Raw genomic sequence first — 19316 nt, 5'->3', positions numbered from 1 at the left:
CACTGCGGTAGACACGCCCATGAACAAGCTGGCCGAGATGGTTCAAGCACAGTTGCTCGATGCCATCGAAAAGGATGACCTGGTCCTGCCAACCCTGCCCGAGGTTGCCCTGAGCATCCGCGAAGCCGCGGAAGACAGCGAGATCAGCGTAGCGGCCCTGAGCAAGGTAATCGGTCGCGATGCGGCCCTTTCAGCGCGCCTGATCAAGGTCGTCAACAGCCCACTGCTGCGCGCGGCGGTCGAGGTCACCGACCTGCACACCGCCATCACGCGGCTGGGCATCAACTACAGCTGTAACCTGGCCATTGGCCTGGTGATCGAACAGATATTCCATGCCCGCTCATCGGCAGTTGAGCAAAAACTGCGCGATATCTGGGCCAACAGCCTGGAAGTAGCGGGCATCAGCTACGAAATCTGCCGCCGCTACACCCAGCTCAAGCCTGAGCAGGCGACCTTGGGCGGCCTGGTGAACCAGATTGGCGCCCTGCCGGTGCTGATCTATGCCGAAGAGCACAACGAACTGTTGTCAGACCCGGTCTGCCTGCATTACGTGATCGAGCAGATCCAGCCGGCGCTGGGCGACAAGATTCTCAAGGCGTGGGAGTTTCCGGAGCAACTGGTCAACCTGCCAAGCCAGGTTCAGGACCTGGACCGGCAGACTGACAAGGTCGATTACATCGACATCGTGCAGATCGCCCGCTGCATCAGCCAGCGTGGGCGCCAACGGCCATTGGCGGCACTGCCGGCGTACCGCCACCTGGGGTTGCCGTTTGGTACCGAGCTTGAGGTGGATGAGCTGCTTGAGGCGCGGAGCATGTTGCGCTGAATGGTGTAAGCCTGTGCCGGCCTCTTCGCGGGTAAACCCGCTCCCACAGAGATAGACCGCACTGCACCTGTGGGAGCGGGTTTACCCGCGAAAGGGCCAGCACAGGCGACACATCAATCAGCAATAAAACTCACCCGCACCCGCAACCCGCCATTGGCGCCATCATGCAGGCTCACCTGCGCCAGGTGCGCCCGGCAGATCTCGCCCACAATCGCCAGCCCCAACCCGCTGCCCTGCGCACTACGCCGGTAAAAACGCTCGAACACCCGCTCGCGCTCGGCCTCGGGAATCCCCGGCCCGTCATCCTCCACTTCCAGCACCGCCGGCGCCAGCACCCGCAAAATCACGTTGCCACCCTCCGGTGTATGTGCCAGGGCATTGTCCACCAGGTTGCTCAACAGCTCGTTGAGCAACGTCGGCTCGCCTTTCAGCCACACCGGCGCCTCGGCCTCCAGCGCCAGCGCCACCCCGCGCTTGTGCGCCAGCGGCGCCATGGCCATGCCCAGTTCACGGGCCAGTTGGCTCAGGTCCAGGCGCTGCGCACCACCCTCGGCAATCGCCCGCGCGCCGTTCTCGACCCGCGCCAGCGACAGCAGCTGGTTGGCCAGGTGAGTCAGCCTGTCGGTACCCTGGGCCGCCGACTCCAAAGTCTGCCGCCACGCCTGCGGTTCGGACGAGCGCAAGCCCAGCTCGACCCGCGCCTTCAGCGCTGCCAACGGTGTACGCAGCTCGTGAGCGGCGTCGGCAATGAACTGCGCCTGACGCTCGAATTGCCCACGCAAGCGTTCGGTAAAGTGGTTCAAGGCCCGCACCAACGGACCCAGCTCACGCTGCACCTGCACCACCGGCAAGGCCCGCAGGTCGTCCGGCTGGCGCTCCTCCACCGCTGTGCGCAGGCGCTCCAGCGGCCGCAAGGCGGCACTGACGGCAAACCACACCATCACCAGTGCGCCCAGTGCCAGCATCCCCAGGCGCAGCAAGGTATCGGCCATCAACCCGCGGGCCATGGTCACGCGTGCTTCTTCGGTCTCGGCCACACGGATTTCCGCCATGCCGTTCATGTTCGGCTCGCTCACCGGTTTCAGCAGGCTGACCACGCGTACGTCCTGGCCCAGGTAGGTGGCGTTATAGAACCGCGCCAGCGCCGGGTAGTCGTCGGTGCGCGGGGTACCAGGCGGTGGTGGTGGCAGGTTCTCGTAGCCGGAAATCAGCCGCTGCTTGATATCCAGCACCGTGTAGTAGATGCGCCCGGCGCTGTCGTAGGCGAAGGTATCCAGCGCCACGTAGGGCACGTCCGCGCTCAGCGAGCCGTCGCGCTGCGACAGGCCGGCGGCGATGGTCCGCGCCGAGGCGAGCAAGGTGCGGTCGTAGGCGGTGTCGGCAGCCTCGCGACCATTCCAGTAGGCGCTCAGGCCGCTGGCCAGCATCAGCACCACCAGCAACAGCGCCAGGTTGCCCAGCAAACGCCCGCGCAGGCTGCCGTTGTCACGCATCGCGGTGCTCGAGCAGATAGCCCAGGCCACGGAAGGTGACGATAGCCACCGGGTGGCCGTCGAGCTTCTTGCGCAGGCGGTGGATGTAGATCTCGATGGCGTCAGGGCTGGCTTCTTCGTCCAGGCCGAATACCTGGGCGGCCAACTGCTCCTTGCTCATCACCCGGCCAGGGCGGGCGATCAGCGCTTCCAGCACGCTCTGCTCACGCGAGGTCAGGGTCAGGTTATCGTCGCCCAGAGAAAACCGCCGGGTGTCCAGGTCATACACCAGCGGCCCACAGCGTTGCTGGCGTTCGCCGCCGAGCACGCTGCGCCGCAGCAGGGCCTTGACCCGGGCTTCCAGCTCGGTCAGCTCGAACGGCTTGGCCAGGTAATCGTCAGCGCCCAGGTTCAGCCCATGGACACGGTCCTTGACGTCGCTGCGCGCCGTCAGCATCAAGACCGGCAAGGTCTTGCCACGGCCGCGCAGGCGCGCCAGTACCTCGAAGCCGTCCATGCGCGGCAGGCCGACATCCAGTACGGCCACGGCGTATTCCTCGCTGGCCAGGGCCAGGTCGGCAGCCACGCCGTCATGCAGCACATCCACGGTCAGGCCGTGGCTTTTCAAGGCCAGGGCCACGCTTTCGGCCAGTTGCAGGTGGTCTTCGACCAGCAGCACACGCATCGGATTCTCCCTCTCGAGTGGGGCAACGGCGCGGAGTGTACCGCTGTCGTCAAGCCTGTGAAGCCCCTTGTAACAAACCTTTCAGGTTGAAAGGTTAGCGAAAGGTTCGTTGCCTAGCATCGCACCACGGTCGCGCTTCGCGCCGAAAAAAGCACCAGCAAGGTGCAACGAATAAGAACAATAAACGGAGTCATCGACGATGCTGTCATCGCAGCCGCAGGCGTTCGCGCCTACCCGTTCCTTTGCCGCACGCCCCTCCGCCATCGCCAGCGCCCTTGCGCTTGCCGGTGTCGCCCCGATGAGCCAGGCCGCCTTCTTCGAAGACAGCACGGCCACCTTCGAAACCCGCAACATGTACTTCAACCGCGACTTCCGCGACGGCACCAGCGCGCAACAATCCAAGCGCGACGAATGGGCCCAGGGCTTCATGCTCAATTTCGAGTCCGGCTATACCGAAGGCACCGTAGGCTTCGGCCTGGACGCACTGGGCATGCTCGGCATCAAGCTCGACTCCAGCCCCGACCGTACCGACACCGGCCTGCTGCCGACCCACGATGACGGCAAGGCGGCCGACGAATATTCCAAGCTCGGCCTGACCGGCAAGGTAAAGATCTCGCAGACCGAACTGAAGATCGGCACGCTCATCCCGGAACTGCCCACCCTGCAGCCCAACGACGGGCGCATCTTGCCGCAAACCTTCGAAGGCGGCCTGCTGACCTCGAAGGAGATCAAGGGCCTGACCTTCACCGGCGGGCGTCTGGACAAGGCCAAAGACCGCAACGACACCAACTGGGAAGACCTGGCCCTGAACAACAAGAACGGCCGCTTCGGTGGTTCGTTCAGCGCCGACAACCTGACCCTGGGCGGCCTCGACTACCAGTTCACCGACCGCATCACCGGCAGCTACCACTTCGCCCAGCTCGACGATATCTACCGCCAGCACTTCATCGGCATGGTCGCCACCCAGCCATGGGGCCCGGGCACCTTCGGCGCCGACCTGCGCTTGGCGGTCAGTGACGATGCCGGTGCCGCCAAGGCCGGCAACATCGACAACACCACGGTCAACGGCATGCTCAGCTACGCCCTGGGCGGGCACAAGGTCAGCGCCGCCTGGCAGCAGCTGTCGGGCGACAGCGCCTTCCCGTATGTGGATGGTGCCGACCCGTACCTGGTCAACTTCGTCCAGATCAACGACTTCGCCGGTAAAGACGAGCGCTCCTGGCAAGCACGCTACGACTACAACTTTGCCGCCCTTGGTGTACCCGGCCTGACCTTCATGACCCGCTACATCAGCGGCGACAACGTCAGCCGCGCTGCCGACGGCGAAGGCAAGGAATGGGAACGCAACACCGAGCTGAAGTACGTGGTACAAAGCGGCCCGTTGAAGAACGTCGCCGTGCGTTTGCGCAACGCCACCTTCCGCTCCAACTTCGCCCGCGATGCCGACGAAGTGCGGCTGCTGGTGAGCTACAGCCTGGCCATTTGGTAAGCCAATAGCAGTAACCGATAACAACAACACTCACGGAGATCGACGATGACCTTTTCACTGCGCCGCCTCGTCCTCGCTACCGGCTGCCTGCTGTTGGCCGGTAACGCCCTCGCTGCCGAACCGAAACGCCCCGAATGCATCGCCCCCGCCTCGCCCGGCGGTGGTTTCGACCTGACCTGCAAGCTGGTGCAAAGCGCCCTGGTGCAGGAAAAGATCCTCAGCAAACCGATGCGCGTCACCTACATGCCCGGCGGTGTCGGCGCAGTGGCCTACAACGCCGTGGTCGCCCAGCGCCCGGCCGACGCCGGCACCCTGGTGGCCTGGTCCAGCGGTTCGCTGCTGAACCTGGCCCAGGGCAAGTTCGGCCGCTTTGACGAGAACGCGGTGAAATGGCTGGCCGCGGTCGGCACCAGCTATGGCGCCATCGCGGTGAAAAGCGACTCGCCCTACAAGACCCTCGATGACCTGGTCGCGGCGCTGAAGAAAGACCCGAGCAAGGTGGTGATCGGCTCCGGTGGCACCGTCGGCAGCCAGGACTGGATGCAGACCGCGCTGATCGCCAAGGCTGCCGGCATCAACCCGCGCGACCTGCGCTACGTGGCCCTGGAAGGCGGCGGTGAAATCGCCACGGCACTGCTGGGTGGCCACATCCAGGTCGGCTCCACCGACATTTCCGACTCCATGCCGCACATCCAGAGCGGCAACATGCGCATCCTCGCGGTGTTCTCGGAAAACCGCCTGGACGAGCCAGAGATGAAGAACATTCCTACCGCCAAGGAACAGGGCTACGACATCGTCTGGCCCGTGGTGCGCGGCTTCTACCTGGGGCCAAAGGTGAGCGACGAGGACTACGCCTGGTGGAAACAGTCGTTCGACAAGATGCTGGCCTCGGAAGACTTCGCCCAGCTGCGTGACCAGCGCGAACTGTTCCCGTTCGCCATGACCGGCGAAGAGCTGGACGGTTATGTGAAGAAGCAAGTGGCTGACTACAAGGCACTGGCCAAGGAATTTGGCCTGATCCAGTAAGCATTCACCCACTTTCACCGATCCCTGTGGGAGCGGGTTTACCCGCTCCCACAGGGTCCGCGTTCAACGAGGACTCTCGGATGATCCTGCAACGCATCTTCGCCCTGGCCCTGCTGGCGGTATGTGCCGCCCTGGCCGTGATGGCCTGGCCCTACCAGGCCGCATTCTCCTACGAGCCGGTGGGCCCGCGCGCCTACCCGCTGCTGATGCTCGGCCTGATGGGCCTGGGCCTGCTGTACCTGGCTATCCGCCCCACGCCGATCGTGCGCAAGGACGACGAACCGGAGCTGGACCGCGAAACCCTGATCAAGATCGCCGCCTGCGTCGGCCTGCTGATCGTCTTCGCTGCCACCTTCGAATCGCTGGGCTTCATTCTCAGCGCCATCCTCGTCGGCCTGCCCATGGCCCGCCTGTACGGCGGCCGCTGGCTGCACAGTGCCATCGTGGTGGTGGGCATGAGCATTTTCCTCTACTGGCTGTTCGACCGCGTGATGGACGTGCCCCTGCCCCTTGGCCTGCTGAGCGTACTGGAGAACTGACACATGGATACCTTGAGCTACCTGGGCCAGGGCTTCGGCGTTGCCCTGTCCCCCTACAACCTGGTCACCGCCCTTTCCGGCACCCTGATCGGCACCGTGGTCGGCCTGCTGCCGGGCCTGGGCCCGATCAACGGCGTGGCCCTGCTGATCCCCATCGCCTTCGCCCTCGGCCTGCCGCCGGAGTCGGCGCTGATTCTGCTGGCAGCGGTATACCTGGGCTGCGAATACGGCGGCCGTATCAGTTCGATCCTGCTGAACATCCCGGGTGAGGCCTCGACCGTGATGACCACCCTCGACGGTTACCCGATGGCCCGCCAGGGCCTGGCTGGCGTGGCGCTGTCGCTGTCGGCCTGGAGTTCGTTCATCGGCGCCTTCATCGCCACCTGTGGCATGGTGCTGTTCGCCCCGCTGCTGGCGAAATGGGCGATTGCCTTCGGCCCGGCCGAGTACTTCGTGCTGATGGTGTTCGCCATTGTCTGCCTGGGCGGCATGGCCGGTGACAAACCGCTGAAAACCTTCATTGCCGCCCTGATCGGGCTGTTCCTGTCAGCGGTCGGCATCGACGCCAACAGCGGCGTCTACCGCTTTACCGGTGACAGCGTGCACCTGGCCGATGGTATCCAGTTCGTGGTGCTGGTGCTGGGCCTGTTCTCCATCAGCGAAATCCTCCTGCTGCTGGAAAAGACTCACCATGGCCACCAGGCAGTGAAGGCCACCGGGCGCATGCTGTTCAACTTCAAGGAAGCGGCCTCGGTGTTCGTGGTCAACATCCGCTGCGGCCTGCTGGGCTTCATCATGGGCGTGCTCCCGGGTGCCGGCGCTACCTTGGCCAGCGCCGTGGCCTACATGACCGAAAAACGCATTGCCGGCACCAGCGGCAAGTTCGGCAAGGGCGACGCCCGTGGCCTGGCCGCACCGGAAACCGCCATTGGTGCCTCCTGCTGTGGCGCTCTGGTACCGATGCTGACCCTCGGCGTACCGGGCTCCGGCACCACCGCAGTGATGATCGGCGCACTGACCCTGTACAACATCACCCCCGGCCCACTGCTGTTCGAACAGCAGCCAGACATCGTCTGGGGCCTGATCGCCTCGCTGTTCATTGCCAACATCATGCTGGTGATCCTCAACATCCCGATGATCCGCATCTTCACCCGCATCCTCGCCGTGCCGAACTGGGCACTGGTGCCGGTGATCGCCATCATCACCGCGATCGGCGTGTACGCCGTGCATGCCACCACCTTCGACCTGTTCCTGATGGTCGGCATCGGCATCATGGGCTACATCCTGCGCAAGCTGGACTTCCCGTTGTCGCCGATCCTGCTGGGCTTCATCCTAGGCGGGCTGATGGAACAGAACCTGCGCCGGGCACTGTCGATCTCCAACGGTGAACTGGGCATCCTCTGGTCAAGCCCGATCAGCATGTCGGTGTGGGTACTGACCATTTGCATGCTGACCCTGCCGCTGCTGCGCATCTGGCGTAAGCGCGCCCAACAGCGCCGGGCCATGGCCGATGCCTGACCGGTCATTCCCGCTGTTTGTTGCGACCGGGCTGGTCGGCCTTGCTGGCGGTTTTGCCGCCAGCAAGGTCGGCTGGCCTTTGCCGTGGATGGTCGGCTCGTTGCTGGCGATCATCCTGGTGCGCTGCCTGACGCCCTGGCAGCTGTCGGAAATACCCAATGGCCGCAAATGCGGGCAGTGGATCATCGGCATCGGCATCGGCCTGCACTTCACCCCGGCGGTGATCGAGCAGGTGGCCAGCCATTTCGCGCTGATCTTCTTCGGCGCGCTGTTCACCACCCTGTCCAGCGTGATCAGCGTATGGTTGTTGCGGCGTACCGGAGAAGATCGCGCCACAGCGTTCTTCGCCAGCATGCCCGGTGGCTCGGGTGAGATGGTCAACCTCGGCGCGCGTAATGGCGCTGTGCTTAGCCAGGTAGCGGCGGCACAGAGCCTGCGGGTGCTGGCGGTAGTGCTGTGCGTACCGGCGCTGTTCAAGTTCCTGCTGGGTGACGGCGTACCGCTCAATCACGCAGGCAGCGTGAGCTGGGGCTGGCTGGCACTGATTGCCCCGCTGGGTGTTGCCGTGGCCTTGCTGTGGCAACGCTTGCGCCAGCCCAACCCGTGGCTGTTCGGGCCATTGCTGGTAGCAGCCACGGTGAGCCTGGCGGGCAACCTGCAAATTGCGCTGCCCAATGGCGCCAGCCAGATCGGCCAGTGGTTGATTGGCAGTGGCCTGGCCTGCCACTTCAACCGGGCGTTCTTCCGCCGCGCGCCATCGTTCCTCGGGCGTACGCTGGTGGCCACGGCGTTGTGCATGGCGATTGCCGCCAGTGCCGCCTGGGTATTGAGCGTGATGACCTCGCTGGATTTGCGCTCGTTGACCTTGGGGATGATGCCGGGCGGGATTGCCGAGATGAGCCTGACGGCGGAGACCTTGCAGTTGTCTGTGCCGCTGGTGACGGCGCTGCAGGTGATGCGGCTGTTGTTTGTGTTGTTTCTGGCGGAGCCGTTGTTCCGGGTGTGGAATGCGCGTGTTGAGGAATGACTGATAAACCGCGTCGCCTTCTTCGCGGGTGAACCCGCTCCCACAGGGATCGCGCCAGGCCTGAGGGCAGCGCAGTCCCTGTGGGAGCGGGCAAGCCCGCGAATCAGGCGACACGGTCTGTCAGGTGATCACAACGGCGGCAATGCCCAGTTGATCGGCGCCATCCCGCGCTGCTCAAGGAAGCTGTTGGTCCGGCTGAAATGCCCGCAGCCCAAGAAGCCACGGTAAGCCGACAACGGCGACGGGTGCACCGACTTCAACACCAGGTGCTTGGTGCCGTCGATCAGTTTCTGCTTGCTCTGCGCATGCGCGCCCCACAACAGGAACACCACGTTCGGGCACTGCTCGCTGACCACCTGGATCACTCGGTCCGTAAAGAACTCCCACCCCTTCTTGGCATGCGATGCCGCATTCGCACGTTCCACCGTCATGGTGGTGTTGAGCAGCAATACGCCCTGCTCGGCCCAGCTCTGCAGGTAGCCATGGCTGGCGATCGGGATGTTCAAGTCGCGCTGCAGCTCTTTGTAGATGTTGACCAGCGACGGTGGCGTGGCCACGCCTGGCTGCACCGAGAAGCACAGGCCATGGGCCTGGCCTGGCCCGTGGTACGGGTCCTGGCCGAGGATCACCACCTTGACCTGCTCCAGCGGTGTGGAGTTGAGCGCGTTGAAGATCAGCGGCCCAGGCGGGTAGATTTCCTTGCCGGCAGCGTACTCGCCACGCAGGAACTCGCGCAGCTGGTGCATGTAGGGCTGGTCGAATTCGCCGCGCAATGCGGCTTTCCAGCTGGGTTCAAGCTTGATGCGATCGTCGTCAGTCATGGGGCCTTCCATAAACAATGGCGCGACACTAGGTAAGCCCTCCCCGCTTGTCAAACGATCCGACCGACAACCGGCACGATCGGCCAGGCCAGCCATACTTGTGCGATGACTTGCGCGAGGTAGTCCATGGCCATTCATTGCGAGGTACTCACCGGCGCCGACGGCGCCCGCATCGGCATCGCCACCCTGGATGCGCCCAAGGCGCTCAACGCCCTGACCCTGCCGATGATCGAGGTGCTGGGCGAACAATTGCACAGCTGGGCCCGCGACCCGGGCATCGTCTGCGTGCTGCTGCGCGGCAACGGCGCCAAAGCCTTCTGCGCCGGCGGCGATGTACGCGCCCTGGTGCAAGCCTGCCGCGAACACCCCGGCAGCGTGCCGCCACTGGCAGCCTCCTTCTTCGCCGCCGAATACCGCCTGGACTTTGCCCTGCACACCTACCCAAAGCCCCTACTGTGCTGGGGCCACGGGCATGTGCTGGGTGGCGGCATGGGGCTGCTGCAAGGCGCCAATGTGCGCATCGTCACGCCCAGCAGTCGGTTGGCCATGCCGGAAATCAGCATCGGCCTGTACCCGGACGTGGGTGCCAGTTGGTTCCTGGCACGCCTACCGGGCAAGCTGGGCTTGTTCCTTGGCCTGACCGGCGCACCGATCAATGCCCGTGACGCGCTTGACCTGGGCCTGGCCGACCGTTTTCTTGGCGAGCATCAGCAAGAGGCCTTGATCGAGGAACTGCTGCAACTCAACTGGCAGGAACAGACCGCGCTGCAACTGAACAGCCTGCTCAAGGCCGAGCAGCACCGCGCTTGCGCCGAGCTACCGGCAGCCCAATGGTTGCCGCGCCGGCAAGTGATCGACGCGTTGCTCGATGTGGCCGATGCGGCGGCTGCGTGGCGTGCGCTGGAGGGGCTCAAGCAGCATGACGACCCCTTGCTGGCCGAGGCCGGCCAACGGCTGCATGAAGGTTGCCCGCTGACGGCACATCTGGTGTGGGAACAGATCCGCCGGGCGCGGCACCTGTCATTGGCGCAGGTGTTCCAGATGGAATACTGCATGAGCCTGAACTGTTGCCGTCACCCGGAGTTCAGCGAAGGTGTTCGTGCCCGCTTGCTGGACAAGGACAACCGGCCGCGCTGGCACTGGCCGGATGTGGGGCAGGTGCCCGCTGCGGTGGTGGAAGCGCATTTTGCCAAGGTGTGGGAGGGGCGGCACCCGTTGGCGGACCTGGGTTAGTTTGGAGAACCCGGGGCTGCTTCGCAGCCCATCGCGACACAAGGCCGCTCCCACAGGGGATCTGGTTGTAGGAGCGGCCTTGTGTCGCGATCGGGGCGCGAAGCGCCCCCGCTTTAGATCAATCAACGCTGCCAGTTGCCCCCTCGCCCCTGCCCACGCCGGCCATCCCAACGCCCATCGCCATTGCGCTGCCCATTGGAGTGCCAGTCACCACGCTGGTACCGCTGGCTGCCATCACGATAGTCATGCCGGTCGCGATCCCCCCGATAGTCATTGCGCTGGCGGTTGCCATAGTCATAGCGCGGGTTACCGTGCCACTGGTTCACCCCCGGCTGCGGATGCGAGCGGTAATAAGGCGCCGGAGCGGAACGGTAATAGCGCGGTGCCGGCTGGTAGTAGTAACGCGGCTGTGGGGCCACATAGTAGCGGTCATAACGGTAATAACCCGGCGCCACATAGCGGTCGGTGGAGTAATAGTCCGAGCGGTAATAGCCCCCGCTGCCGTAGTACGGCGCACAGGCGGATGTCATCAGCCCCAGCAGGGCGATCAACAGGATTCGATAGGACATGGCGGCCTCCTGGACCGCTGGAGTGCCCGAACAGCGGCGCTGGCGAGCGTCGGCGCGAAATGCGTTCATCGACACTGAATCAGACAGCGAGGCCGAGGTGCAGTGCCATTTCTGCAACAAATTGATACAGCTGCTATAACCCTGAAAAACTTGCAGTCATTTTCCGGTCATCTCACTAGAATGAGCGCCTCGGCACACATCACGGGAAGATCATGCCATTACGTTCCGCCCTGTTCTCGCAGCGTTCGCTGATCTTGACCCTGCTGATACTGCTGGCCTGCGGCTTCCTCGCCACTTCACTGCTCAGCTACTTCGCCTCGCGCAGCGCCATACGCGACGGCATCATAAACACCGAACTGCCACTGACCTCCGACACGGTCTACTCGGAAATCCAGAAAGACCTGATCCGCCCGGTGCTGATCGCCTCGATGATGGCCCAGGACACCTTCCTGCGCGACTGGGTGCTGTCCGGCGAGCAGGATACGGCGCGCATGACCCGCTACCTGGGCGAGGTCATGGGCAAGCAGGATACCTTCACTTCGTTCTTCGTCTCCGACCGCACACTGACCTATTACCAGGCCAAGGGTGTGCTCAAGCATGTCGAACCGGGTACCTGGCGCGACGCCTGGTATTTCCGCCTGCGCGAGCTCAAGGCCCCCTACGAGATCAACGTTGACCTGGACATGGCCAACCAGGACAGCCTTACCGTGTTCATCAACTATCAGGTGCATGACTACCAGCAGCGCTTCATTGGCGCCGCAGGTGTCGGTCTGAGCGTTTCGTCGGTGGTCAAGCTGATCGACCAGTATCAACGCCGTTACCAACGCGCGGTGCTGTTCACCGATGCCAAGGGCAAGGTCCTGCTGACCGGCTCCGACGGAGGCCCACATGGCTTGCTGGTCGGGCAACAACTCAATGCCAACCGCGAGTTGAATGACGTGCTGGCCGAGCAACCGGTACCCGGCGAAGGCAGCCACGAGTACCGTGACAGCGACAACCACAGCCACTTCATCAACGTGCGCCACCTGCCCGAACTGGACTGGTACCTGCTGGTGGACAAGCGTGAAACCGGTGCCCTCGACCGCATTCGCCATTCCCTTTACCTGAACCTGGCGATCTGCGCGATGATCACCCTGGTGGTACTGGCGCTGGTGCATGCCATGGTCCGCCGCCACCAGGCCAGCACCGAAGCCCTGGCCACCCTCGACAGCCTCACCGGCCTGCCCAACCGGCGCAGCTTCGACCTGCTCGCCGCCCAGGCCCTGCACGAAGCCCAGCGCGACAGCGGCCCTCTGGTGGCCTTGCTGATCGACCTTGACCACTTCAAGGCGCTGAACGACACCCACGGGCACTTGGCAGGCGACGAAGTGCTGCGCCAATTCGCCAATGTGCTGCAGGGCAGCCTGCGCCAGTCAGATATACTGTGCCGCTGGGGCGGTGAGGAGTTCATCGTGCTGCTGCGTGAAGCCGAAGGCCGGCAGGCTACCGAGGTGGCAGAAAAGATCCGTCGGCGCACCGAACAGCTGACCTTCAGCTACGACGACCAGCCGCTGCGCCTGACTACCAGCATCGGCCTGAGCAGCCTGCAACCAGGCGATACCCTGCACGCCCTGCTGACCCGCGCCGACCGTGCGCTTTATCGTGCCAAGCAGGCTGGCCGCAACCGAGTCTGTAGTGAAGCCCCATGACTGATCAGCAACACTGCCCCGCTTGCGGTGCCCTCAACCAGTGCAGCCTGGCCGACCCGCGCCGCGCCACCCAGGCCTGCTGGTGCTACGGCGTCAGTATCGACCCGGCCGTGCTTCAGGCCCTGCCTGCCGAGCTGCGCAACAAGGCTTGCCTGTGCCCGCGCTGTGCTGCCGTTGAAGAGCAACTGCGCTCGTCCACCACCCCCTGACTGTTTGCCATGCGCCTCGACCGTTTTCTTGCCAACCTGCCCAGCCACAACCGCCAGCAAGCACGCCTGATGCTGGCCCAGCGCCGCGTGCGGGTGGATGGCCAGGTGGTCAGTGACCCGCTGGCCGAAGTGCGCGAATTCAGCCGTGTGGAGCTGGACGACCAGCTCTTGCAGGCCGGTCGCCCGGCCCGCTACCTGATGCTGCACAAGCCAACCGGCTGTGTCAGCGCCACCCAGGACCCGCAACACCGTACCGTGCTCGACCTGCTGCCCGCGACGTTGCGTGATGACCTGCATATTGCCGGGCGTCTGGACTTCAACACCACCGGGCTGATGATCCTGACCAACGATGGCCAGTGGTCGCGGCGCCTGACCCAGCCGACTACCAAGCTGCCCAAGCATTACCTGGTGGAAACCGAGGACGAAATTGGCGAGCACTATGTGGCCAAGTTCCGTGAAGGGTTCTACTTTGCCTTTGAAGACCTCACTACCCAGCCTGCACAGCTGGATATTCTCGGCCCACGCCAGGCGCGGCTGGCGATCGTTGAAGGGCGGTATCACCAGGTCAAGCGCATGTTCGGGCATTTCGACAACAAGGTGGTGGGGTTGCATCGCGAGCGCATGGGGGCGATCCGGCTCGACCCGGGGTTGGCACCTGGGGCGTTTCGTGAGCTGACTGCCGAAGAAATAGCTACCGTCTAGGTCGCCTGCTCGGGCCTATTCGCGGGTGAACCCGCTCCCACAGGTACTCCATAGCCCGTGCAAGCGGCGCTGACCCTGTGGGAGCGGGTTCATCGGGGCGCCGAACCGCCGCGAAGAGGCCGGAACAGACAGCACAGAGTCGTCATACGACCGCTCAGCGACAAAAGTCACATTTCCCCCCGAACGGCACTTGCGGGATCCCCGACCCACTGCTTGAATCCAATTCGTCAGTCTGCATGTGACTACCAAGTCACGACCGCAGACCAAGACACCTTTTTGCCGGCCACCCAGGGCCTCGATGCCTTGGGGCACGGCAAATTGCCCGCCAAAAACAATACCGTCGACGCAAGTGCCAAGGATCGACACAGGGCCCCCCGGTTACTCTTCAGGCGAATGCCTACCTGTCATAAAGAACGTGCACCCTAGGTGACGCGAATACCCTTTTTGCGCCAGGAGTCGATGACATGAGGCCAGAAATCGCTGTACTTGATATCCAAGGTCAGTATCGGGTTTACACGGAGTTCTATCGCGCGGATGCGGCCGAGAACACGATCATTCTGATCAATGGCTCGCTGGCCACCACGGCCTCGTTCGCCCAAACGGTACGTAACCTGCACCCGCAGTTCAACGTAGTACTGTTCGACCAGCCCTATGCGGGCAAATCCAAGCCACACAACCGCCAGGAACGGTTGATCAGCAAGGAGACCGAGGCGCATATCCTCCTTGAGCTGATCGAGCACTTCCAGGCCGACCACGTGATGTCGTTCTCGTGGGGTGGTGCAAGCACACTGCTGGCGCTGGCGCACCAGCCGCGGTGCGTGAAAAAAGCCGTGGTGAGCTCGTTCTCGCCGGTGATCAACGAACCGATGCGCGATTACCTGGACCGCGGTTGCCAGTACCTGGCCGCCTGTGACCGCTATCAGGTCGGCAACCTGGTCAACGACACCATCGGCAAGCACCTGCCGTCACTGTTCAAGCGCTTCAACTACCGGCACGTCAGCAGCCTGGACAGGCACGAATACGAGCAGATGCACTTCCACATCAACCAGGTGCTGCAACACGATCTGGAGCGGGCGCTGGATGGCGCGCGCAATATCGATATCCCGGTGCTGTTCATCAACGGCGACCGCGATGAGTACACCACGGTCGAAGATGCCCGGCAGTTCGGCAAACATGTGGGCCGTAGCCAGTTCAGCGTGATCCGCGATGCGGGCCACTTCCTGGATATGGAGAACAAGGCCGCCTGTGAGGACACCCGTAACGTCATGCTGGGGTTCCTCAAGCCGACCGTGCGTGAAGCCCGTCAACGTTACCAGCCGCTGCTACAGGGGCAGCAGGGGCAGCATGCATTGGCCATCTGAGCAGTTCGGCGTCCTGTTACTGATACCCGCAGGCCACGGGGCGCCGACAAGCTTTTTTATAACTTGGGCTTCTAATTCGTGGAGGGTTCTGGTAAAAAGTGCTGCGCAGACGCGGGTATAGTTTAGTGGCAAAACGAAAGCTTCCCAAGCTTTAGTTGAGGGTTCGATTCCCTCTACCCGCTCCACATTTGCAATCCCGCATGGCGTTCCAGCAACGTCATCGCTGTCAAAAGGAGCCTAGGCTCCTTTTTTCGTTTCGACCCCCTTCCCTTCGATGTGCTGCTTTCGCTGATCAGCAGCATGGCCATTTGCCTGGCGATCCGCTTCAATGCGTAGATGGTTTCGTGAAGCATTTCGAAAGGACGACGCATGTTTCTCTCCCGCTGGCTACCGGGCCTTGCCAACCTGCTGCACTACCGCCGTGAATGGTTCCACGCCGACCTGCAGGCCGGGCTCTCGGTAGCGGCAATCCAGATCCCGATTGCCATTGCCTACGCGCAGATCGTCGGCCTGCCGCCGCAGTACGGTCTGTATGCCTGCGTGCTGCCAATGATGGTGTACGCGTTGATCGGCAGCTCGCGCCAGTTGATGGTCGGCCCCGACGCTGCCACCTGCGCGATGATTGCCGGTGCCGTGGCGCCGCTGGCCATGGGCGACCCACAGCGCATCGCGGAGTTGTCAGTGATCGTCACCGTGCTGGTCGGGGTCATGCTGATTGCTGCGGGCCTCGCGCGGGCCGGGTTCATCGCCAGCTTCTTCTCCCGGCCGATTCTGATCGGCTACCTCAATGGCATTGGTCTGAGCCTGATTGCCGGGCAATTGTCCAAGGTGGTGGGGTTCAAGATCGAGGGCGACGGTTTCATCCTCAGCCTGATCAACTTCCTCCAGCGCCTGGGCGAAATCCACTGGGTAACCTTGCTCATTGGCCTGGCCGCGCTGGGCCTGCTGATCTGGCTGCCACGGCGCTACCCACGGTTGCCTGCAGCGCTCATCGTGGTAGCGCTGTTCATGCTGCTGGTGGGGCTGTTGGGTCTCGACCGCTTTGGCGTTGCCATCCTCGGCCCGGTGCCTGCCGGCATTCCGCAGCTGGCCTGGCCACACAGCAACCTGGCCGAAATGAAGAGCCTGTTGCGCGACGCCCTGGGTATCGCCACGGTCAGTTTCTGCAGTGCCATGCTGACTGCACGCAGCTTTGCTGCCCGGCATGGCTACGCAATCAACGCCAACCACGAGTTCGTCGCCCTGGGTGTGAGCAACCTGGCAGCCGGGGCTTCCCAAGGCTTTGCCATCAGCGGTGCAGACTCGCGAACCGCCGTCAACGACATGGTCGGTGGCAAAAGCCAGCTGGTGGGCATTATCGCTGCACTGGTGATCGCCCTGATCCTGCTGTTCTTCACCGCACCGATGGCGTGGATCCCGCAGGCAGCACTGGGCGCGGTGCTGCTGATGGCCGGTTGGGGGCTGATCGACATCAAGTCGCTGGCGAGCATCCGCCGCCTGAGCCGCTTTGAATTCTGGCTGTGCCTGCTGACCACCGTGCACGTATTGGGCCTGGGCGTGCTGCCCGGCATCGTATTTGCCGTGACCCTGGCGATCCTGCGCCTGCTGTACAGCATCTACCAGCCAACCGACGCCGTGCTCGGCTGGCTGCCGGGCACCGAAGGCCAGGTCGACATTCGCAAGTTCAAGGATGCCCGCACCGTGCCCGGCCTGGTGGTGTACCGCTTCGACGACGCGATCCTGTTCTTCAACGCCGACTACTTCAAGATGCGCCTGCTCGAAGCGGTGCAGAGCCAGGCCGAGCCGAAAGCGGTGCTGTTCGATGCCGAGGCTGTGACCAGCATCGACGTCAGCGGCATGGCCGCCCTGCGTGAAGTGCGCGACACCCTGGCAGCCCAGGGCATCTTCTTCGCCATCGCCCGCGCCCGCGGCACCTTCCTGCGCATGCTGGTGCGCTCGGGGATGGCGCGGGAGATGGAAGACAAACTGCTGTTCGGCTCGGTGCGGGCGGGGATTCGGGCGTACCGGGTGTGGCGTAATCGCAACCGCAGTGTGCCGGTTGCCGAGCAGCGTCAAGCGGACCACCCTGGCTAGCAGTCAGCATACTGTACAGAAAAGGACTACATGGTACTCGGAAAGGGATGATCGGCTAGCGACGACCAGGTTCGCTAGCCTCGCTATCCCGCTCTGAAGTACAGCCGGGCACTCCTTTCTCTGTAGCGCTGGACAACCGGCGGCTACGCCAATGGCGTACAACCTGCTATGCTTTTCACCGAAACAGCTTTGTTCACCAAGCGAGTCAGAGAACTGCTCGACGACGATACCTATCGCCTGCTGCAAGTGAGGCTGATGGTTTCACCCGAGACAGGCGACTTGATTGAGGGAACAGGCGGTCTGCGCAAATTGCGTGTGGCTGCGAACGGCCACGGAAAGCGCGGTGGCGCCAGGGTTATCTACTATCACTTCATATCCAGATCACAGATAGCCATGCTCTACATCTACGGCAAAAACGAGCAGCCCGACCTGTCCAGCGAACAACGCAAGGCGCTGAGGTCGATCATTGAACACTGGAGGCATGCATGAACCGCTTTTTTGACGAACTGATGGAAAGCGTTCAACAAATGGACGACATCGTCCAGGGCAAGCGTGCGCCCTCTCGTGAGTTCGAAATCGATGCGCTGCAGGTCCGTAACATCCGCAAGGCAACCGGGCTTACCCAAGCACGCTTTGCCGAGATCATCGATGTACAGGTTGCAACCCTGAGAAACTGGGAACAAGGGCGGCGAGAACCTACCGGGCCTGCCAAAGCGTTGCTGCGTGCGATACGTAATGATCCTGACCATGTGCTGAAGGCCCTTGCCCACTGAAAAAAGGCCTGCCAGCGTTCAGTATCCCAACTTTTCCAACGCAGCCACCTCAGGCTCCGCTGGACGCTGGTAGAACCGCAGCAACGCCCCTGCGCGGTTGGTGAATATCCCGTCTACTCCCGCTTTCATCGCCTTGTCGAAATCCACCGGCTCGTCGAGGGTATACACATGCACCAGCAGATCTCGCGCGTGGCTAGCCTGGTTCATCCATGGCTGGATCAGGTCGGCGTAACTCTGCTCGCCCAGGCCCGTACGCCTGGCAGAGGGCCCGGTCCCCACAGCACCGCCTTGCCTGGCGTAGTCAAGCCAGCGCAGGAACTCTGCCTGGTCTCGCGGCTGCTGGCGGGCGTAGAACGCTGCCTTGTCGGTTTCACCTGAGTCGACGAAGTCCTGCCCCGAGGCGGGCTTGATGGTTTTCGTGCCTACCCATAGCAGCAGTATCTTCGGTACTTGCGGCATGGCCTGGTGCAGCAGCGCCAGGCTGTTGCGGTCGAAGGTCTGCAGGACCACACGACCCGGTCGGTCGAGCCAGCCACGGACTTCAAGCCGTGCCTTCAGGTCCTGCTCGATGCCGGGGAACTGCTGGGGAACCTTGGTCTCGATGTACAACCCGGGTTGCCGCTCGGGGTTGCCTTCGGCGATGTCGATGACTTCATCCAGGGTAAGTATCGGCAGTTTGCGGAAGCTTGGCCTGGCGCGTTCCGGGTAGGCCTGGTTGAACCAGCTGCCAGCGTCCAAGGACTTGAGTTCGGCGAGAGTGAAGGCGCTGACCAGGCTGGCTTTGCGCTCCGGGAAGCGCTCGGCGACATCGCTGGTGCGCAACAGCACATCGTCATGCACCACTACCAGCACGCCATCACGGGTACGTTGCAGGTCAAGTTCCAGGTAGTCGGCGCCCTGCTCACGCGCCAGCAGGTAAGCCGGGGTGGTGGACTCCGGGGCGTCGTACGAGGCGCCACGGTGGGCAATTACTGCTGGGTGCGGGATGCCGTGGGCGGTGGCCAGGGCCTGGCCATTGTTGGCGGAGGCTGTGAGTACCGTGAATAAAGCGGCCAACGCCAAAAGACTGAACAAGAGGTTGCGCATCAGAAAGTCCTTTATCGTCCTGTGAACCTTGCTCTGCCTGCTCCGGCCCTTTCGCGGGCGCGCCCGCGAAGAGGCCAGCATAGGCAACTCAAGACTGCTGCCTGGACAGCAACCCTCGCACACCTTGCATGACATGCTAAAGTCGCCCCCGTTCCCCGCACCACCCAACGGACCCAGCATGCCCGCACTCGACGCCAC

Annotated in this window: 20 protein-coding genes and 1 tRNA gene; 15 read left to right on the top strand and 6 right to left on the bottom strand. The window is 63.3% G+C overall.

The window, feature by feature from the left end; genetic code table 11:
• Positions 1–19 precede the first annotated feature (19 nt).
• On the top strand, positions 20–826 hold the full coding sequence (locus IAE39_RS07660) for an HDOD domain-containing protein (protein WP_201200925.1): 807 nt from the start codon (positions 20–22) through the stop codon (positions 824–826).
• Between the two features lie 113 nt (positions 827–939).
• Here IAE39_RS07660 and IAE39_RS07655 read toward each other — a convergent pair whose 3' ends face one another.
• Together IAE39_RS07655 and IAE39_RS07650 are read right to left on the bottom strand one after the other, a co-directional pair.
• A complete protein-coding gene (locus IAE39_RS07655) occupies positions 940–2319 on the bottom strand; it encodes a sensor histidine kinase (RefSeq protein ID WP_201200923.1) in 1380 nt (459 codons plus the stop codon).
• Entirely contained in the window at positions 2312–2983 is a 672-nt protein-coding gene (locus tag IAE39_RS07650; RefSeq protein WP_201200921.1) for a response regulator, read from the bottom strand. The genes IAE39_RS07655 and IAE39_RS07650 overlap by 8 nt, the downstream gene beginning before the upstream one ends.
• Before the next feature lie 199 nt (positions 2984–3182).
• On the opposite strand from IAE39_RS07650, the gene IAE39_RS07645 reads away from it, so the two are divergent.
• From IAE39_RS07645 to IAE39_RS07625, 5 genes are all read left to right on the top strand, one after another.
• The gene (locus IAE39_RS07645) at positions 3183–4472 is read left to right on the top strand and encodes an OprD family porin (protein WP_201200919.1); all 1290 of its coding nucleotides are present in this window, start codon (positions 3183–3185) and stop codon (positions 4470–4472) included.
• A 45-nt stretch (positions 4473–4517) separates the two neighbouring features.
• On the top strand, positions 4518–5498 hold the full coding sequence (locus IAE39_RS07640; RefSeq protein WP_201200917.1) for a Bug family tripartite tricarboxylate transporter substrate binding protein: 981 nt from the start codon (positions 4518–4520) through the stop codon (positions 5496–5498).
• Positions 5499–5578: 80 nt separating this feature from the next.
• Positions 5579–6037 carry a tripartite tricarboxylate transporter TctB family protein gene (locus IAE39_RS07635; protein ID WP_201200915.1) on the top strand — a complete coding sequence of 153 codons (459 nt, stop codon included), beginning with the start codon at positions 5579–5581 and terminating at the stop codon, positions 6035–6037.
• Positions 6038–6040: 3 nt separating this feature from the next.
• Positions 6041–7555, top strand: a complete 1515-nt coding sequence (locus tag IAE39_RS07630) for a tripartite tricarboxylate transporter permease (protein ID WP_201200914.1) — start codon at positions 6041–6043, stop codon at positions 7553–7555.
• Positions 7548–8582, top strand: coding sequence for an AbrB family transcriptional regulator (locus IAE39_RS07625; protein ID WP_201200913.1), 1035 nt, complete (start codon positions 7548–7550; stop codon positions 8580–8582). The genes IAE39_RS07630 and IAE39_RS07625 overlap by 8 nt, the downstream gene beginning before the upstream one ends.
• 128 nt (positions 8583–8710) lie before the next feature.
• Here IAE39_RS07625 and ung read toward each other — a convergent pair whose 3' ends face one another.
• Positions 8711–9403: a uracil-DNA glycosylase gene (gene ung / locus IAE39_RS07620; protein WP_201200912.1), complete on the bottom strand. Its 693-nt coding sequence runs from the start codon at positions 9401–9403 to the stop codon at positions 8711–8713.
• Positions 9404–9529: 126 nt separating this feature from the next.
• Here ung and IAE39_RS07615 point away from each other — a divergent pair, with 126 nt between their 5' ends.
• Positions 9530–10636, top strand: coding sequence for an enoyl-CoA hydratase/isomerase family protein (locus IAE39_RS07615; protein ID WP_201200911.1), 1107 nt, complete (start codon positions 9530–9532; stop codon positions 10634–10636).
• A gap of 122 nt (positions 10637–10758) precedes the next feature.
• Here the strand turns inward: IAE39_RS07615 and IAE39_RS07610 are convergent, their stop codons facing one another.
• Positions 10759–11205 (bottom strand): hypothetical protein, encoded by a 447-nt coding sequence (locus IAE39_RS07610; protein WP_201200910.1) that lies wholly within the window; start codon positions 11203–11205, stop codon positions 10759–10761.
• 212 nt (positions 11206–11417) lie between these two features.
• On the opposite strand from IAE39_RS07610, the gene IAE39_RS07605 reads away from it, so the two are divergent.
• The 5 genes from IAE39_RS07605 (at position 11418) to IAE39_RS07585 (ending at position 15350) form a co-directional block, all read left to right on the top strand.
• A complete protein-coding gene (locus IAE39_RS07605; RefSeq protein ID WP_201200909.1) occupies positions 11418–12893 on the top strand; it encodes a sensor domain-containing diguanylate cyclase in 1476 nt (491 codons plus the stop codon).
• The gene (locus IAE39_RS07600; protein WP_201200908.1) at positions 12890–13102 is read left to right on the top strand and encodes a cysteine-rich CWC family protein; all 213 of its coding nucleotides are present in this window, start codon (positions 12890–12892) and stop codon (positions 13100–13102) included. The genes IAE39_RS07605 and IAE39_RS07600 overlap by 4 nt, the downstream gene beginning before the upstream one ends.
• 9 nt (positions 13103–13111) lie before the next feature.
• Positions 13112–13804 carry a pseudouridine synthase gene (locus IAE39_RS07595; RefSeq protein ID WP_201200907.1) on the top strand — a complete coding sequence of 231 codons (693 nt, stop codon included), beginning with the start codon at positions 13112–13114 and terminating at the stop codon, positions 13802–13804.
• Between the two features lie 464 nt (positions 13805–14268).
• Positions 14269–15165, top strand: coding sequence for a (R)-3-hydroxydecanoyl-ACP:CoA transacylase (gene phaG / locus IAE39_RS07590; RefSeq protein WP_201200905.1), 897 nt, complete (start codon positions 14269–14271; stop codon positions 15163–15165).
• Positions 15166–15276: 111 nt separating this feature from the next.
• Positions 15277–15350: transfer RNA gene (locus IAE39_RS07585), tRNA-Gly, on the top strand.
• On the opposite strand, the gene IAE39_RS07580 is transcribed toward IAE39_RS07585, so the two are convergent.
• On the bottom strand, positions 15339–15536 hold the full coding sequence (locus tag IAE39_RS07580) for a hypothetical protein (protein WP_201200903.1): 198 nt from the start codon (positions 15534–15536) through the stop codon (positions 15339–15341). The genes IAE39_RS07585 and IAE39_RS07580 overlap by 12 nt on opposite strands.
• Between IAE39_RS07580 and IAE39_RS07575 the strand changes: the two genes are divergently transcribed.
• The 3 genes from IAE39_RS07575 to nadS all read left to right on the top strand — a co-directional run bounded on the left by IAE39_RS07575 (position 15535) and on the right by nadS (position 18032).
• A complete protein-coding gene (locus tag IAE39_RS07575) occupies positions 15535–17259 on the top strand; it encodes a SulP family inorganic anion transporter (protein WP_201200901.1) in 1725 nt (574 codons plus the stop codon). The genes IAE39_RS07580 and IAE39_RS07575 overlap by 2 nt on opposite strands.
• A 168-nt stretch (positions 17260–17427) precedes the next feature.
• Positions 17428–17748, top strand: a complete 321-nt coding sequence (locus IAE39_RS07570; protein WP_201200900.1) for a type II toxin-antitoxin system RelE/ParE family toxin — start codon at positions 17428–17430, stop codon at positions 17746–17748.
• On the top strand, positions 17745–18032 hold the full coding sequence (gene nadS / locus IAE39_RS07565; protein WP_201200899.1) for a NadS family protein: 288 nt from the start codon (positions 17745–17747) through the stop codon (positions 18030–18032). The genes IAE39_RS07570 and nadS overlap by 4 nt, the downstream gene beginning before the upstream one ends.
• An 18-nt stretch (positions 18033–18050) precedes the next feature.
• Here the strand turns inward: nadS and IAE39_RS07560 are convergent, their stop codons facing one another.
• Positions 18051–19118 (bottom strand): glycerophosphodiester phosphodiesterase family protein, encoded by a 1068-nt coding sequence (locus IAE39_RS07560; protein WP_201200898.1) that lies wholly within the window; start codon positions 19116–19118, stop codon positions 18051–18053.
• Positions 19119–19316: the final 198 nt, after the last annotated feature.

This window comes from Pseudomonas sp. S37 (genome assembly GCF_016658545.1).
In the GTDB taxonomy this organism is placed as follows: Bacteria; Pseudomonadota; Gammaproteobacteria; order Pseudomonadales; family Pseudomonadaceae; genus Aquipseudomonas.
The sequence above is the reverse complement of the archived record's forward strand: the minus strand, read 5'-3'. Positions and strand labels throughout refer to the sequence as shown.